This is a genomic window from Romboutsia sp. MSSM.1001216sp_RTP31141st1_G3_RTP31141_220114 (assembly GCF_039031195.1).
Taxonomy (GTDB): domain Bacteria; phylum Bacillota; class Clostridia; order Peptostreptococcales; family Peptostreptococcaceae; genus Romboutsia_C; species Romboutsia_C hominis.
This window is the reverse complement of record NZ_JBCIUO010000001.1, coordinates 265,308-279,055: the sequence shown is the minus strand read 5'-3', so window position 1 is coordinate 279,055 and position 13,748 is coordinate 265,308. Positions and strand designations below refer to the sequence as shown.

At 25.7% G+C, this 13,748-nt stretch carries 15 protein-coding genes; 2 read left to right on the top strand and 13 right to left on the bottom strand.

The window, feature by feature from the left end; genetic code table 11:
* Nucleotides 1-179: 179 nt before the first annotated feature.
* The 4 genes from ABCP60_RS01440 to ABCP60_RS01425 all read right to left on the bottom strand — a co-directional run bounded on the left by ABCP60_RS01440 (nt 180) and on the right by ABCP60_RS01425 (nt 3,854).
* Nucleotides 180-824 (bottom strand): pentapeptide repeat-containing protein, encoded by a 645-nt coding sequence (locus ABCP60_RS01440; protein ID WP_343101059.1) that lies wholly within the window; start codon nt 822-824, stop codon nt 180-182.
* Nucleotides 825-2,210 carry an MATE family efflux transporter gene (locus ABCP60_RS01435; protein WP_343101058.1) on the bottom strand — a complete coding sequence of 462 codons (1,386 nt, stop codon included), beginning with the start codon at nt 2,208-2,210 and terminating at the stop codon, nt 825-827.
* Nucleotides 2,211-2,342: 132 nt separating this feature from the next.
* Nucleotides 2,343-3,125: an HAD family hydrolase gene (locus tag ABCP60_RS01430; protein ID WP_092926832.1), complete on the bottom strand. Its 783-nt coding sequence runs from the start codon at nt 3,123-3,125 to the stop codon at nt 2,343-2,345.
* A 99-nt stretch (nt 3,126-3,224) separates the two neighbouring features.
* Complete coding sequence (locus ABCP60_RS01425; RefSeq protein ID WP_343101057.1) at nt 3,225-3,854, bottom strand: DUF3786 domain-containing protein; 630 nt, start codon at nt 3,852-3,854, stop codon at nt 3,225-3,227.
* Between the two features lie 210 nt (nt 3,855-4,064).
* Here ABCP60_RS01425 and ABCP60_RS01420 point away from each other — a divergent pair, with 210 nt between their 5' ends.
* Nucleotides 4,065-5,102, top strand: a complete 1,038-nt coding sequence (locus ABCP60_RS01420) for a YdcF family protein (RefSeq protein WP_343101056.1) — start codon at nt 4,065-4,067, stop codon at nt 5,100-5,102.
* A gap of 54 nt (nt 5,103-5,156) precedes the next feature.
* Here the strand turns inward: ABCP60_RS01420 and tpx are convergent, their stop codons facing one another.
* The 3 genes from tpx to ABCP60_RS01405 form a co-directional block, all read right to left on the bottom strand.
* Nucleotides 5,157-5,642: a thiol peroxidase gene (gene tpx / locus ABCP60_RS01415; RefSeq protein WP_166506224.1), complete on the bottom strand. Its 486-nt coding sequence runs from the start codon at nt 5,640-5,642 to the stop codon at nt 5,157-5,159.
* A 127-nt stretch (nt 5,643-5,769) separates the two neighbouring features.
* Nucleotides 5,770-7,908, bottom strand: a complete 2,139-nt coding sequence (locus tag ABCP60_RS01410) for a sensor histidine kinase (RefSeq protein WP_343101055.1) — start codon at nt 7,906-7,908, stop codon at nt 5,770-5,772.
* Between the two features lie 228 nt (nt 7,909-8,136).
* Complete coding sequence (locus tag ABCP60_RS01405) at nt 8,137-8,829, bottom strand: response regulator transcription factor (protein WP_092926838.1); 693 nt, start codon at nt 8,827-8,829, stop codon at nt 8,137-8,139.
* A 599-nt stretch (nt 8,830-9,428) separates the two neighbouring features.
* Here ABCP60_RS01405 and ABCP60_RS01400 point away from each other — a divergent pair.
* The gene (locus ABCP60_RS01400; protein WP_092926839.1) at nt 9,429-9,827 is read left to right on the top strand and encodes a GtrA family protein; all 399 of its coding nucleotides are present in this window, start codon (nt 9,429-9,431) and stop codon (nt 9,825-9,827) included.
* Between the two features lie 53 nt (nt 9,828-9,880).
* On the opposite strand, the gene ABCP60_RS01395 is transcribed toward ABCP60_RS01400, so the two are convergent.
* From ABCP60_RS01395 to ABCP60_RS01370, 6 genes are read right to left on the bottom strand one after another with little or no spacing between them, the layout of a single operon-like run.
* A complete protein-coding gene (locus tag ABCP60_RS01395) occupies nt 9,881-10,234 on the bottom strand; it encodes a response regulator (RefSeq protein WP_092926840.1) in 354 nt (117 codons plus the stop codon).
* A gap of 21 nt (nt 10,235-10,255) precedes the next feature.
* Nucleotides 10,256-11,065 carry a protein-glutamate O-methyltransferase CheR gene (locus ABCP60_RS01390; RefSeq protein WP_092926841.1) on the bottom strand — a complete coding sequence of 270 codons (810 nt, stop codon included), beginning with the start codon at nt 11,063-11,065 and terminating at the stop codon, nt 10,256-10,258.
* The gene (locus ABCP60_RS01385; RefSeq protein ID WP_092926842.1) at nt 11,049-11,531 is read right to left on the bottom strand and encodes a chemotaxis protein CheW; all 483 of its coding nucleotides are present in this window, start codon (nt 11,529-11,531) and stop codon (nt 11,049-11,051) included. Before ABCP60_RS01385 ends, ABCP60_RS01390 begins: the two co-directional genes overlap by 17 nt.
* Before the next feature lie 19 nt (nt 11,532-11,550).
* Complete coding sequence (locus ABCP60_RS01380) at nt 11,551-12,036, bottom strand: chemotaxis protein CheD (protein ID WP_166505011.1); 486 nt, start codon at nt 12,034-12,036, stop codon at nt 11,551-11,553.
* Nucleotides 12,037-12,046: 10 nt separating this feature from the next.
* The gene (locus ABCP60_RS01375) at nt 12,047-12,661 is read right to left on the bottom strand and encodes a chemotaxis protein CheC (protein WP_092926844.1); all 615 of its coding nucleotides are present in this window, start codon (nt 12,659-12,661) and stop codon (nt 12,047-12,049) included.
* Nucleotides 12,662-12,677: 16 nt separating this feature from the next.
* Nucleotides 12,678-13,745: a chemotaxis response regulator protein-glutamate methylesterase gene (locus tag ABCP60_RS01370; RefSeq protein ID WP_166505010.1), complete on the bottom strand. Its 1,068-nt coding sequence runs from the start codon at nt 13,743-13,745 to the stop codon at nt 12,678-12,680.
* Nucleotides 13,746-13,748 lie beyond the last annotated feature (3 nt).

Genomic DNA, 13,748 nt, shown 5'->3' with positions numbered 1-13,748 from the left:
TAAAACTAATTAGTATTACTTAATTTCAATAGTTATCCACAATTTATGAAGTATCATAATTCCCTTAAGCGAAAAAAATGAACTAAAACAATTATGTTTTAGTTCATTTTTACTATCACTATATACTTATTTAAAGCTTTATGCCTTTATTAATCTCTAAATATCCCTTTAATATTTCTTTATTTTACTACTATATTCATGAGTTTAGTTAATTCTAAAGCTTGAATAGGTGTAAAAATTCCACCTGAAACATCTTTTATACTTACTTCTAAACTATCTATATTACAAGTAGTTAAATCTACTTTATCAAGAGAACTTCCTCTAAAAACTGATTTTGTTAAATCTGTAGATTCTAAAATTAAACCTTTACTTTCTATTTCCTGAAATACTGAATTTCTAAAATTAGAATCTTTAAAACATATATTTTTTAATTTAGCATATGAAAAATTTGAATATATCCCTATAGTATCCTTAAATACTACATTTTTCATTAAAGAATCATCGAATCTACTGCCTATTAATTTACAGTTTATAAACTCTGTTCTGTATATACTACTATCTGATATATCTATATTAGATAAATCACAGTTTTCAAATATACAATCTACTATATCTATTTTTTTTAAATCGCACTCCTCAAATATTATATTCTTAAAAACACAGGAATTAAAACTAATTCTTATATTATATATATCACTTATTACAGTATCCTCTATTATTTTATTTTCTATACTTTCCTCATTTATTATAAGTTCTACTATATTGCTACACTCTTGTAGATCACTATATATTTTTGGCTTTTCTATTTTATGCACAACAGACATTTATATCTCCTTTATATCCTCTAATTCTTTTTCTTTCTTATTGTATTTTTTATTTTTACTACAATACCCATATATATTTTTATATTTATTTATAAATAATATAGATATTATTACCGTCAATAGTTCTGCTAATGGGACTGCTAACCACACTCCATTTACATTTAAATATTTAGGTAAAAAAGTTATTCCACATACTATAAATACAAAGGTTCTTAAAAAAGATATAGTTGCAGATATTTTTCCATTTGAAAAAGCTGTAAATATTGCAGAAGTAAATATATTAGTTCCCATAATTAAAAAACCTATAGCAAATAGCCTAAATCCATTATAAGCAATATTAAAAACATTACTTTTAGATTCTGAGAATAATCCTACTATTATTGGAGATGCTAATATCGCTACTGTAAATAATATCACAGAACTTAACAATATAAATATTATACTATACTTTATTATCTTTTTAAGCTCATGCTCATTTTTATTCCCATAATTGTAGCTTATAATAGGTGCAACCCCTGATGAAAATCCTATATATGCAGATGTTATTAAAAACTCACCATATAAAACTATAGTTATAGCGGCTACTCCATCTGATCCTAAAAGTTTCATCATAACTATGTTAAATAACATTGTAGTTACCCCTGCCGATAAATTCGTAACCATTTCAGATGAACCATTTGTTATTGTAGTTAATATAACGTTAATGTCTAAGCTAGGCTTTACAAAATATAAAGAAGCTTTTTTTCTGCTAAAATATATTATTCCAAGTATTGCTGGTATTAAATTTCCCATACCTGTTGCATATGCCGCTCCTGATATTCCCATATCCATAGGAACTATAAATAAATAATCTAATATTATGTTACTAAATCCGCCTATTAAGGTAAATAATAATCCTATATTTGGCTTCCCTGCAGTTATTGTAAGATATTGAAATAATAAATTAATTATAAACGCTGGAACAAATATTAAAGTTGCTGTTAGATAATCTCTACAATACCCATATAATTTATTATTGCCACCAAGTGTATATATTATCTTTTCCAAAAATGTATATCCAATAAATGATATTAAGATTCCTAAAGTAGCTCCTAAAAGTATTATTAATGTAAAATTCTTTTTAGCTTCTTCAGTTTTCCCTTCACCAATTTTTTTAGCTATAACTGCGCTACTTCCAGTTGCTAACATTACACCAACTGCTATTACCACATTTATAAATGGATATACTATATTTACAGATGATAATGCGTCAGTATTTACAAATCTAGATACAAATATTCCATCTATTATTGTATATAAAGACATAAATACAAGCATTACCACCGATGGTATAGTAAATTTTATAAGTGATAAAAAGCTAAAGCTTTTTGCTATTGAATTATCCATTTTATCCTCCTAAATTTTGTATCTTATCATATTATACAATAAAGTATATGGTTACAATACAGTCAATAGATATTTTAGTAATGAATATAATAAAAAACTACTTAGCATAAATTTATACTAAGTAGACTTTTATTATAATATATTTAATTTTATAGCTTCTAAAACTCCATTATCATCATTACTTTTTGCAATAAATCTAGATACTTTCTTTAAATCATCATGAGCATTTTCCATAGCATAACTGTGATAAGCTGCTTCCATCATCTCCAAATCATTTAGATAATCTCCAAATACCATAGTTTCATTAAAATCTATACCCATTTTCTCTTGAAGTGCTTTAATTGCCATTCCTTTATTGGCTCCTTTATTCGTTATATCTAACCATATCTTCCCAGATATAGATACTTGTAAATCCTCTCTATAGTCGTCGTAATATTTATTGCTATTTTCTTGAGCCCCATTAAAGTCACATATAGTAACCTTTAATATATCATCTTCTATTTCATTTACATCTTTTACTACTTCATACTTTTCATAGTATTTTTCTACTTCTTTTATAAATTCTTCATCAGTAGATTCTATATATGCAGAATTTTTACCACAAAGTATTACATTTGAATTTTCTATATTTCTTCCTATATTAACTAATTCTTTAGCTATATTTCTATCTAATGAGTTTATAAATATCTCTTCTCCCTTATAAACTACAATTGTTCCATTCTCAGCTATAAACATCATCTTATCTTTAACATCTTCAAATCTTTTTAACAAATTAAAGTATTGTCTTCCACTAGCAGCTGCAAATATTATATCTTTTTCTTGTAGTTTTTCAAATACATCTATAAAATCATGGTGTATTTCATTATTATTATTTAATAGTGTTCCATCCATATCTGTTGCAATAAGCTTTATCATCTGACTCCTCCTTTGATGCTTTATGTATATTATATCAAATGTATTTGCTTATTTTAATTATAAAATCTAGGTTAATAAATGTGAACACTATTATATAATTTATAGGTTATCTAATTCTTCATATATTCTTATAAATGGTATATCGCCAATTACTGCTATATCCTCTGCATTAAAATAGTGCTTTATATTTGAGTCAAATAATATATTAGATGCTGATTCTATTTCATCATCCCCACTCCATAAAATATATATAATATATGTATCATTTAAAAATCTAATTTTATAGGCACTATCTCCCATATTTATTTTACTTGCTCCAATATTTTTCATTACAGATTTAAATTTTTCTACATTTCCTCCAAATTCTTTAGTTAATCTATTTATACTAGTTCTTAAAAATGCCGGGTAATATACATGCCCTCCATCAATTTCTTTAAATGTTATATATTTATTAGTTGGTGGTATTGGATTAGCATTGACTAAAAATCTTATTACTAAAATTTCTAAAGTTATTTTATCTAGTTTTTCTCCATTTTCTTTATATATATCTCCACTTGGATATTCTACATATAAAGTAAAATCCATGCACTTTACATGAAATATGCTAGTATTTTTATCATAATATGAATTTGATAGCTTTGCCATAAGAATAGGATCTTTTTTCCTAAATTCATTTTTAGCATAGTCTAACGGTATATTATAATTTCCAACTTTATTAAATTTCTCCATGATAATTCCCCCAAAATAATTTATATTACTACTTTCTACATAAAGTAGTTTAAAACCTTTTAATTATACTAACATTTCATACTATATTTAATATATTATTAATAATTAGTGTCTACCTAGTAAATTTGATGTTGTTATTTGTATATATTTTTTACTTATGCTAATATTATTAATTATCAATAAAGTTTTATTTTAATTTGGAGGTGAAGTATGAAAATACTTTTAATACTAACTCTAATTTCATTTTCTATCTTTTTAATCTCTTATAATCTAGATAAAAGAAAACTTTATAATGGCTTTTTATTTAATCTTTCATTATTTATGTTTTTATTAACTGCAACATACATAACCTTCTCTACTTCTAATATATTATTGATGGTTATATTTTTTATATTTTTTATTATAGCAATTTTTATTTTAATATTTGGGATTTATATACTCATAATTGGATTATTTATAAATGCACGAATTGTAACAAAAAGAGAGAGTCGGAGCTTATCTAATCTATTAACATTTTTCTTAGGCTTAGTTTTACTTTTTCATGTGATACTAACTATAATTAATCCTGAAAGATTTTTACCTAGTGATGTTAATATATTTATTGGTGGATTTTTCGTTATAGAAATATATTTCTTATTTAGTGTTTTTAATTTCTTGATGATTTCACTATTATATCAATTTAATAGACCTAAGCTAAACCAAGATTTTATAATTGTTTTAGGTAGCAGAGTAATCGGAGATAAAGTTCCACCTTTACTTGCTAGCAGAATAAAAAGAGCAATTGAATTTTATAATAAACAAGCTAAAGTATCGAAACCACCTAAAATAATATTTTCTGGTGGTCAAGGTAAAGATGAGAAAGTTTCTGAAGCATTTGCTATGCAACAATATGCTATAAAAAATGGTATACCTATTTCTGATACAATACTTGAAGATAAATCAACAACAACATTTGAAAATATGAGTTTTTCTAAAAATATAATGGATAAAATTAAACCAAGTGGATACAAAAGTATTTTTATTACTAATAATTATCACCTATTTAGAGCTGGGCTTTATGCTAAAAAAGCTAACTTAAAAAGTGAAGGTATTGGCGCAAAAACTGCTCTTTATTTTATTCCAAATGCTTTAATAAGAGAATATATTGCTATTGTAGTAATGAATAAAAAACGTCATTTTATTGTTGTATCCTTTATATTAATTTGTAGCTTTATATTAGCCTTAATAAATTATTTTTTAGTAGGCTAAAGTATAAAAAAGCAGTATACATAAATTATGTATACTGCTTTTTTATTTTTACATTTATCTTAATATTTCTAAAACTTTATTATAATTTGGTTCTTCAGTTATTTCTTCTAAATATTCTACATATATAACTTTATCATTTTCATCAACTACAAATACTGCTCTTGATAAAAGACCTAATTCATTTATATATACTCCGTAATTTTCCCCAAATTCTCTATCTTTATAATCTGATACAGTTTTTACATTTTCTATGCCAGCTGTACCACACCATCTAGCTTGCGCAAATGGTAAATCCATTGATATTGTATATACTGTAACGTTGTTTAATTTTGAAGCTTCTGTATTAAATCTTCTTACTTCCATATCACAAACTGGTGTATCTATTGATGGAACAGATAAAAATACTCTTTTTCCTTTAGTATCATCTAATTTTAATGGATTTAATTCGTTATCTATAACTGTAAAGTCAGGAGCTTTATCTCCAACTTTTAATTGACTTCCTTTTAATGTTAATGGTGCTCCTTGAAATGTTACTTTCATCATAACTACCTCCTAATTATTTATATAAACCTAAGTTATTTTTAGTATTTATTAATATATTTATACCTTTATATTAATTATACAAACAACAAAATATAGTTTTTTATAAATATTAAAAAAGTAGTATTTATTTACCTATCTTAGGAAAGGCTAATATAGACTTAAATAAATCACCATCTATTTCTACACTAAACTTACCACCTTGGAGATTTACTAAGTCTTTACTTATAGCAAGTCCAAGTCCACTACCTTCTGTATTTCTAGATTCATCTGCCCTTTTAAATCTTTCTGTTATCTCTGTAGCATCAAAGTTAAGTTCATATGAAGATATATTTTTCATAGTAATAATTACACTTTCATCATCTTCTAATAAATCTATATATACCCTTGTACTAGGTAATGAGTACTTTGATATATTTGATAATAAGTTTTCAAATACTCTATACATTCTTCTACCATCTGCATATATATTAATTTTTTCACTACTTAAGTTTAGTCTTATATCTAAGTTAGAATTTGATAATTTTTCTTCCATTTCGCCTATACTTTGTCTAAGTAGCTGTACTATATCTATATTTTCCATATTAAGCTCTAAATTACCGCTACTTGCTTTACTAGCTTCAAACAAATCTTCAATTAATATTTTTAATCTCTTTGACTTTTGGTCTAATACTTTTATATAATCATTAACATGTTCTGGGCTTACTTCTTCTTTTTTTATTAGTTCTACATAATTTATTATAGATGTAAGTGGAGTCTTTAAATCATGGCTTACATTAGTTATAAGTTCTGATTTCATTCTCTCACTTCTTAATTGAGTTTCTATTGACTTTTCTAGCCCTTCGCCTATGTTATTAATATTCTCTGCTAAATTAGTGAAACTATCATTTCCTAATATATCTATTTTGTAATCTAATTCTCCAGTTTTAATTCTAGAAGTTCCTTCTATTATATCGCTTAAATAAGCTAATTTTTTTACTATATATAGTGTAAATAAAAGCATAGACATAGGTATTCCAAATAAAAGCATAACCTCATTATAGATAAGTTCATACAATAAGACTGACACTACCCCACCTATAAATGTTATACCTATTGATACTATTATTATTCTTTTTATTAAAGGTATTTCTTTAGATGCTTTTAACCCACTGATAACAGTATTTTTTAATATTTTATATAGTTTATATACAATAGTTTCTTTTAATATATATATTTTTTTATCATATTTTTTGCTTCTTCTATTTATAGTGTAAGCTGCATATATAAGTAGATATGCTCCTATTACTGCACATATTTTTTCTATCATATACCTATAACCTTGATAATAAGAAAGTGAAAATGGTACATATAATAAAAAGTCTATAGCCATTAACCATAGTATAATATCTATTGGTACTTTGTTTGATAACTTAGTTAATATGCCTTCATCATGGTCTTCATTTATTTTTATTTTTTTATATGTAACTGCTGATATAATAAATACAATTATATTTACAATCATTAAAATTAAACATATATACACTTCTTTTATAGTTTGTGTATATTTGTGATACTCATTATATACCTTATCTGAAACTTCTACATTAGATAATAATTTAGGAAAAGACATATGTACTTCTAAATTTTCTTCTGATGTAGCATCTAATAACTTACCCTCTATATAATGAGTTGGATTTTCTGATACTTTTTTATTTATTGTTTTTATGTAACTTCTATTTGAATTATTTTTGTCTATTTTTATATTTGTATATTCATCTATATTTTTATCAAATTCATCAAATGTTTTATATTCTGTATTAGTATAATACTCATTAGTTTTAGTGTTTTTAACCATAAATTTAATGTTATGTATTTGCTTTAGTTCATTTCTACTATAATTAACCTTATTTAAAAGATCATTTTTAGCTTCTTCTTTAGTAGGTTTTCTTTCCTTAGTCTCTTTTATTTCATTTCCATATTCATCTAAACCTTTAGTAACATCTTCATAATATGTATTTTCATTTATATAATTGCTTATATTTGAATCTACATCTGATACACTTTCTCCCATCCAATATAAAATAGGTCTAAGTACATTAAATTCAAATACATTACTTTTATAAAAATCTGTTTCTAGTATTTGCTTGTCTTTATGCATATAACTCGTCCATAGTCCCATATTTTGCCTATATATTGAAAATGTAGTTGGTATTACTGTAAGTAGTATTGATAATGAAATCATAGATAACATTAAAAATACATTCTTTAATCTATTTTTTTTCAAATTTATCCCTCATCTCAATTTATTTAAATTATTATCTATAATATAGATAGTTTTCTCATTATTTTGTATATAATAAAATTTATCAGTGATAAATTAGCTAATATCATAAATAAATTTTGGCTAAAAAATTTAAAACATGTTATTATTCCTATTATTTGTGTAACCATAAATATAGTTAGTATAAGTATTAAATTAAACACTAAACTTTTATTTTTTATAATTTTGCCCCTAAAGCTTTTCAACTTTGTATCCAACTCCCCACACCACCTTTAAATATTTTGGTTCTTTAGGATTTATTTCTATTTTTTCCCTTATTCTCCTTATATGAACTGCTACTGTATTTTCTACATTAAAGCTTTGTTCTTTCCATACCTTCTCATATATTTCATCAATTGAAAATACTACTCCTTTATTGGACAACAAAAGCCTTAATATATTAAACTCAATTGGAGTAAGCTTCACATATTCTCCATCTACTAAAACTTCTTTTGTCAATAGATTCATAGAAAGTCCTCCACTTTTTATCACGTCTTTATCTTCATTTTTATAAGTTCCTAAATTAACATACCTTCTAAGGCTTGACTTTACTCTAGCTACAAGTTCTAGTAAATTAAATGGTTTTGTTATATAATCATCTGCACCAATATTAAGTCCAAGTATCTTATCTGTATCTTCACTTTTTGCTGATATTAATATTATAGGTATATTTTTTTCTTCTCTTATTTTTATAGTTGCTTTTATTCCATCTAACTTTGGCATCATTATATCCATCAAAATAAGGTGTATTTTTTCATTTGCTATAATATCTAATGCATCTAATCCATTATAAGCTTTGTATATTTTATATCCTTCATTTTTTAGATATATATCTATTGACTCAACGATTTCTTTATCATCATCCACTACTAATATATTGTACATATAAACTTTCACCTTCTTTATTATTTTCTTTAATATTATACAATAATTTCACATCCTTTAAATATTAATAATATAAATTCATTTCCTATCCTACAAATATATAATAGAGTATAAATCTTAAAAATTTCTTAACCTAATTCTTAAGATTTTATTACAAAATATGTAAACATAGAGATATTCGGCAAATGCTATTTTACTTTGAAGATATAAACATGTAATCTTTGGTTAATATCTACGGTGTCGCTTCTATGGCAGATTTTGATACTTGTTCTAAGGTAGAATCATTTATATTATTTAGTGCTATAAAGTGAGATGGTTACTCTTATAAGCTATACGATATCTTATAGATCGTAAGGATACCTGCTTGATATTTATTTTCTAATTTCTTTGGTGTAAATGTTATATTGATGGGAATTCCTGTTGGTTAGATAATTGAATTTTTTATAAAACTTGAAACTAGAAGAAAAGACAGTTATTTATAATCAGTATAAATCCATATTAAATTTTGAACTAGTAAATACTTATAATGAAGAATAAATTGAATTTTTGCTCAAATAATATTATTATAAGTTTATGTCTTTCATCTTAGGAGTGTATATATGTCAACAATATTAAAAAAGTACAGACATAAAATAATCGAATATATAAAGTTCAATATAATAGGTATAAGCAATTTTGTAATATCTCAAGGTATATATCTTACTTTGTTTATTTACTTTAAACTTCACTACCTATTAGCCTATACTATAACTAGTGTTATTAGTATAACAGCATCTTATATATTAAATAGTAAATATACTTTTAAAGAAAAGAAATATTCTTATAAAAAATTTTTCTATTCAATCTTAATATATATATTTGAGTATATATTAAATATGGGAGTTATAGTAATACTTGTAAATGTATTTAAACTTGGAGAAATATTATCACCAATAATTGCTCCAGCTTTTACTACTCCCCCAATATTTCTTCTTATGAGGAAAGTAATAAAAAAATAGTTAGCAATATTGCTAACTATTTTTTGTCCTTCTATATTTTCATATAAATTAAATTATATTTTAGATAAAGCAGATACTATAATCTCTTCCTTAAAAGGTTTTACTATAAACCCTTTTGCTCCATATATTATAGCTTCTTTCATTCTTGCCTCTTGTCCTAATGCAGATACCATTACAACTGAGGCAGATGGATCAATTTTCTTTATTTCTCTTAGTGCTTCTAATCCATCCATTTCAGGCATAGTTATATCCATAGTAACAACTTCTGGCTGTAATTCTTTATATTTTTCAATTGCCATTACTCCATTTTCAGCTTCTCCAACTATCTCAAATCCATTATTTTCAAGCATATTACGTATAGACATACGCATAAATGCTGCATCATCAACTATTAATACTCTTTTCATATTTTTTCCTCCAATTACTTGTTATAAATTTTTTCTATATACAGATGGTCTCACTCTTTCAAAGTCAGTTTGTAGATTAGATAAATTTTCTGACATACCTATTATCAGGTATCCTCCTGGTTTTAATGAATCATATAATTTCTTACATAATTTTTGCTTTGTAGGATTATCAAAATAAATCATAACATTTCTACAAAATATGACATCATACTTAGAACGATTCCAGCCTATATTGTCATTTAAGTTAAAGTATTTAAATTCTACTATGTTTCTTACATTATCTGTAATTTTATAATTTCTATCATTTAATTTCCTAAAAAAGCTCTTAATCCATGCTGGTGGTAGTTTAGCTATTTTGTCTTGTGAATAAATCCCCATTTTAGCTTGATTTAAGACATTATTTGATATATCAGATGCAGTTACAGAAACTTTTAACCTAGGATTTTTAGACATCATTTGTTGAGCTAACATGGCTATACAATAAGGTTCTTCTCCAGTAGATGAAGCTGCTGACCAAATTTTAACTCCTCCTATTGGAGGTTTTTTTAAAGCATGTGTTAAAACTTCATCCCTTAAAAATTCATAATGTTGTTCCTCACGCATAAAATATGTAAAGTTTGTAGTTAACTTTTCTACTAAAACTGCTGCTTGTTCTCCACTTTTATCTTGCATTAAATTGTCTATGTAACTCTTAAAATCTCTAAATCCTAATCTTTTTACCATAAGACCTAATCTAGTTTCTATCAGGGTCCTTTTTTTGTCAAGATTTATCCCATAATTATTATACATAAAGTTCTTTAGTCTTATGAAATCTTTATCTGTTAAGTGCATAATCTATATCCTCTACAATTTTTACTAATGAATCACAATCTAGTATTAATTGAACTTCATTATTTATTTCGCTAACTCCCTTTATAAAATTAGGCTTATCATCACTATCATTTGAATCCATTTTCATACTTTGACCATCAGGAATATGAATAACCTCATTTACTGCATCTACAATTAAACCTATTTTTTCATCATTATTTTCAATTATTATTATACAAGTTCTCTCATCATATTCTTTTGGACTAATTCCAAATCTCATTCTTGCATCCATAACAGGTATTATATTACTTCTTAAGTTTATAATTCCTTTTATATATTCAGGTATAAATGGAACTTTAGTTATAGGTAGCATTTCAATAATTTCTGTAATATATTTTGATGATAAAGCATATTTTTGATTATCTATAATAAATACCATACATAAATCATCAATTTTATTATCTATTATTTCATCATTTGTGCTCATATATAAGGCATCCTCCTTTTTAAATGACTTTTTCACCTTTTCCTACACTTTTGATTTTTAGTTTACTTGTTAATACATCAAAGGTAATAGTTCTACCACAGGTTCCTAAAACATCTTCAGATACAATAGGTATATGTAATTTTTTTAATGTTTCTTTACATGCCTTTACATTTTTTTCTCCAATAGTAAATATACTACTATCTGCATTTTTAAAAGTAAACATGTGAGCTCCACCCGCTATTTTAGCTTTTATAAACATTGGATTTGCTCCTGATTTTTTCATTTCTTCATACAGTAAACTTATTCCAGTATCTGCATATTTAGCTTTATTTACAACTTGTCTCTCATTCTTTGAATCTGATAATAAAATATGAACTAAACCTGCTATCTTTTTTGTTTCGTCATATAATACTATTCCACAACATGATCCTAATCCAATAGTCGTAATTTGGTCTGGAGCCTTAACAATATTAAAATCGGCTATACCAACCGTTATATTTTTCATTTTTTATCTCCTAAACATTAAATCCTAGTGATGCTAATAATTTATCACATGATTCAGCCTTTGGAAGGAAATAATATTTTCCTTCTATTTCATGATCTTCCGTGAAAAAGTCTGTTTCTATACAAAGTATAGAATCAAATACAGGCCCATACAATGACATTGGTAAATTCATAATAGCCATGACCATATCTACACTAAAATATGGAATAGAAGGAGTTACATTTAAATTTGTCATATCCGAAATTGCTGTTAAATACGTTCCACAAAGTATATTACAAACTTCACCAATAGAAGATAATGTTTCACAAACTTTATTATAATCATTTCTATCGCAATCTATTTTACTTCCTGAAAGTCTAGATAATAAATTGAATGCAGAATCTACCTTCATTATCACCATAATAAAACCTTCCATATCTCCTGATAGTTGAAGTACCGTTCCAACAACTAACTCCTCTGGTGATTCATAGCTATCTGTTATATCAGAAAAACCTACCATATCACTTTTAGGAATACCTATATCTACTAACTCATTTAACATAACTGCCAATGAATTAGATGCATTTCCTGATCCTATATTACTTATCTCTCGAAATACATTTAATTTATCACATTCAAATTTCATATATATTATCCTCCAACTATCCTTTTACTTTCGATGTTAATTGTCTTCTTTTTAACTGATTTAATATAATATTTGGCATCATATCTAAAGATGCTTCTTTTAGCACTGCTCCAATTTTCTTAGCAACCATAGGCATACCATATACAACACAAGAGTTTTTATCTTGTCCTATAGTATATCCGCCTTCATTCTTTATACTTAAAAGTCCTCTTGCTCCATCTGACCCCATACCCGTTAAAATAACTCCTATTGAATTATCCTTTGCTTGCTTTGCAACGGACATAAATAAATAATCTACTGACGGACAATGACCACTAATCTTTTGGCCTTTTTTTATATCTAAGATATATTTTCCATTTCTTTTTATAATTCCCATCTGTAATGCTCCTGGGGCAATATAAGCATGTCCACTTAATAGTTCTTCTCCATCTTCACCTTCTTTTACTTTTAATACGCACCCTCTATCTAATCTTTCTGCATATTTTTTTGTAAATATTGGTGGCATATGTTGTGTTATTACAATTGGTGGCAATCCTAGTGGTAGTTGTTTTAATAACTTTTCTACTGCCTCAACACCTCCCATAGAAGCTCCTATGGCAATTATATCTTTATCATTTTTTCTTACTATATTATTTTCTAATAACTTACGTTTATTTTGTATAATACTAGATTGAACTTTTGTTTTCTTGTCTAATTTTGCAATAGATGCTTCCTTTATTTTTGTCGATAAATCATCAAAAAACTGGTTCATCGTATCTGCAGTAGGCTTTCCAACAAATCCTACTGCTCCTGCATCTATAGCTTCGAAGCATCTTCCATCTGCTCCACTTATTACAATAGTTGGTACTGGATGTTGTTCCATTAGTATTTTTAAAAACTCAATACCATTTATACCTGGCATTTCTATATCTAAAGTTAATACATCTGGCTTAAGTTGTATTACTTTGTCTTTTGCTTCAAAAGAATCTTTAGCTGTTCCTACAACTTCTATACCTGAATATTCTCGTAATCTAGTTGACACTACTCTTCTAAATACCATAGAGTCATCTATTACTAAAACTTTTATTTTTTTACTACCTTCCATAGA

Excerpts from the sequence above, each read along its gene's own strand:
- ABCP60_RS01400 (WP_092926839.1), top strand. The coding sequence starts at position 9,429 with ATGTCAACAATATTAAAAAAGTACAGACATAAAATAATCGAATATATA.
- ABCP60_RS01385 (WP_092926842.1), bottom strand. The coding sequence starts at position 11,531 with ATGAGCACAAATGATGAAATAATAGATAATAAAATTGATGATTTATGT.
- ABCP60_RS01440 (WP_343101059.1), bottom strand. The coding sequence starts at position 824 with ATGTCTGTTGTGCATAAAATAGAAAAGCCAAAAATATATAGTGATCTA.
- ABCP60_RS01425 (WP_343101057.1), bottom strand. The coding sequence starts at position 3,854 with ATGGAGAAATTTAATAAAGTTGGAAATTATAATATACCGTTAGACTAT.
- ABCP60_RS01375 (WP_092926844.1), bottom strand. The coding sequence starts at position 12,661 with ATGAAATTTGAATGTGATAAATTAAATGTATTTCGAGAGATAAGTAAT.
- ABCP60_RS01405 (WP_092926838.1), bottom strand. The coding sequence starts at position 8,829 with ATGTACAATATATTAGTAGTGGATGATGATAAAGAAATCGTTGAGTCA.
- ABCP60_RS01390 (WP_092926841.1), bottom strand. The coding sequence starts at position 11,065 with ATGCACTTAACAGATAAAGATTTCATAAGACTAAAGAACTTTATGTAT.
- ABCP60_RS01435 (WP_343101058.1), bottom strand. The coding sequence starts at position 2,210 with ATGGATAATTCAATAGCAAAAAGCTTTAGCTTTTTATCACTTATAAAA.
- ABCP60_RS01395 (WP_092926840.1), bottom strand. The coding sequence starts at position 10,234 with ATGAAAAGAGTATTAATAGTTGATGATGCAGCATTTATGCGTATGTCT.
- ABCP60_RS01370 (WP_166505010.1), bottom strand. The coding sequence starts at position 13,745 with ATGGAAGGTAGTAAAAAAATAAAAGTTTTAGTAATAGATGACTCTATG.
- ABCP60_RS01430 (WP_092926832.1), bottom strand. The coding sequence starts at position 3,125 with ATGATAAAGCTTATTGCAACAGATATGGATGGAACACTATTAAATAAT.
- tpx (WP_166506224.1), bottom strand. The coding sequence starts at position 5,642 with ATGAAAGTAACATTTCAAGGAGCACCATTAACATTAAAAGGAAGTCAA.
- ABCP60_RS01380 (WP_166505011.1), bottom strand. The coding sequence starts at position 12,036 with ATGAAAAATATAACGGTTGGTATAGCCGATTTTAATATTGTTAAGGCT.
- ABCP60_RS01420 (WP_343101056.1), top strand. The coding sequence starts at position 4,065 with ATGAAAATACTTTTAATACTAACTCTAATTTCATTTTCTATCTTTTTA.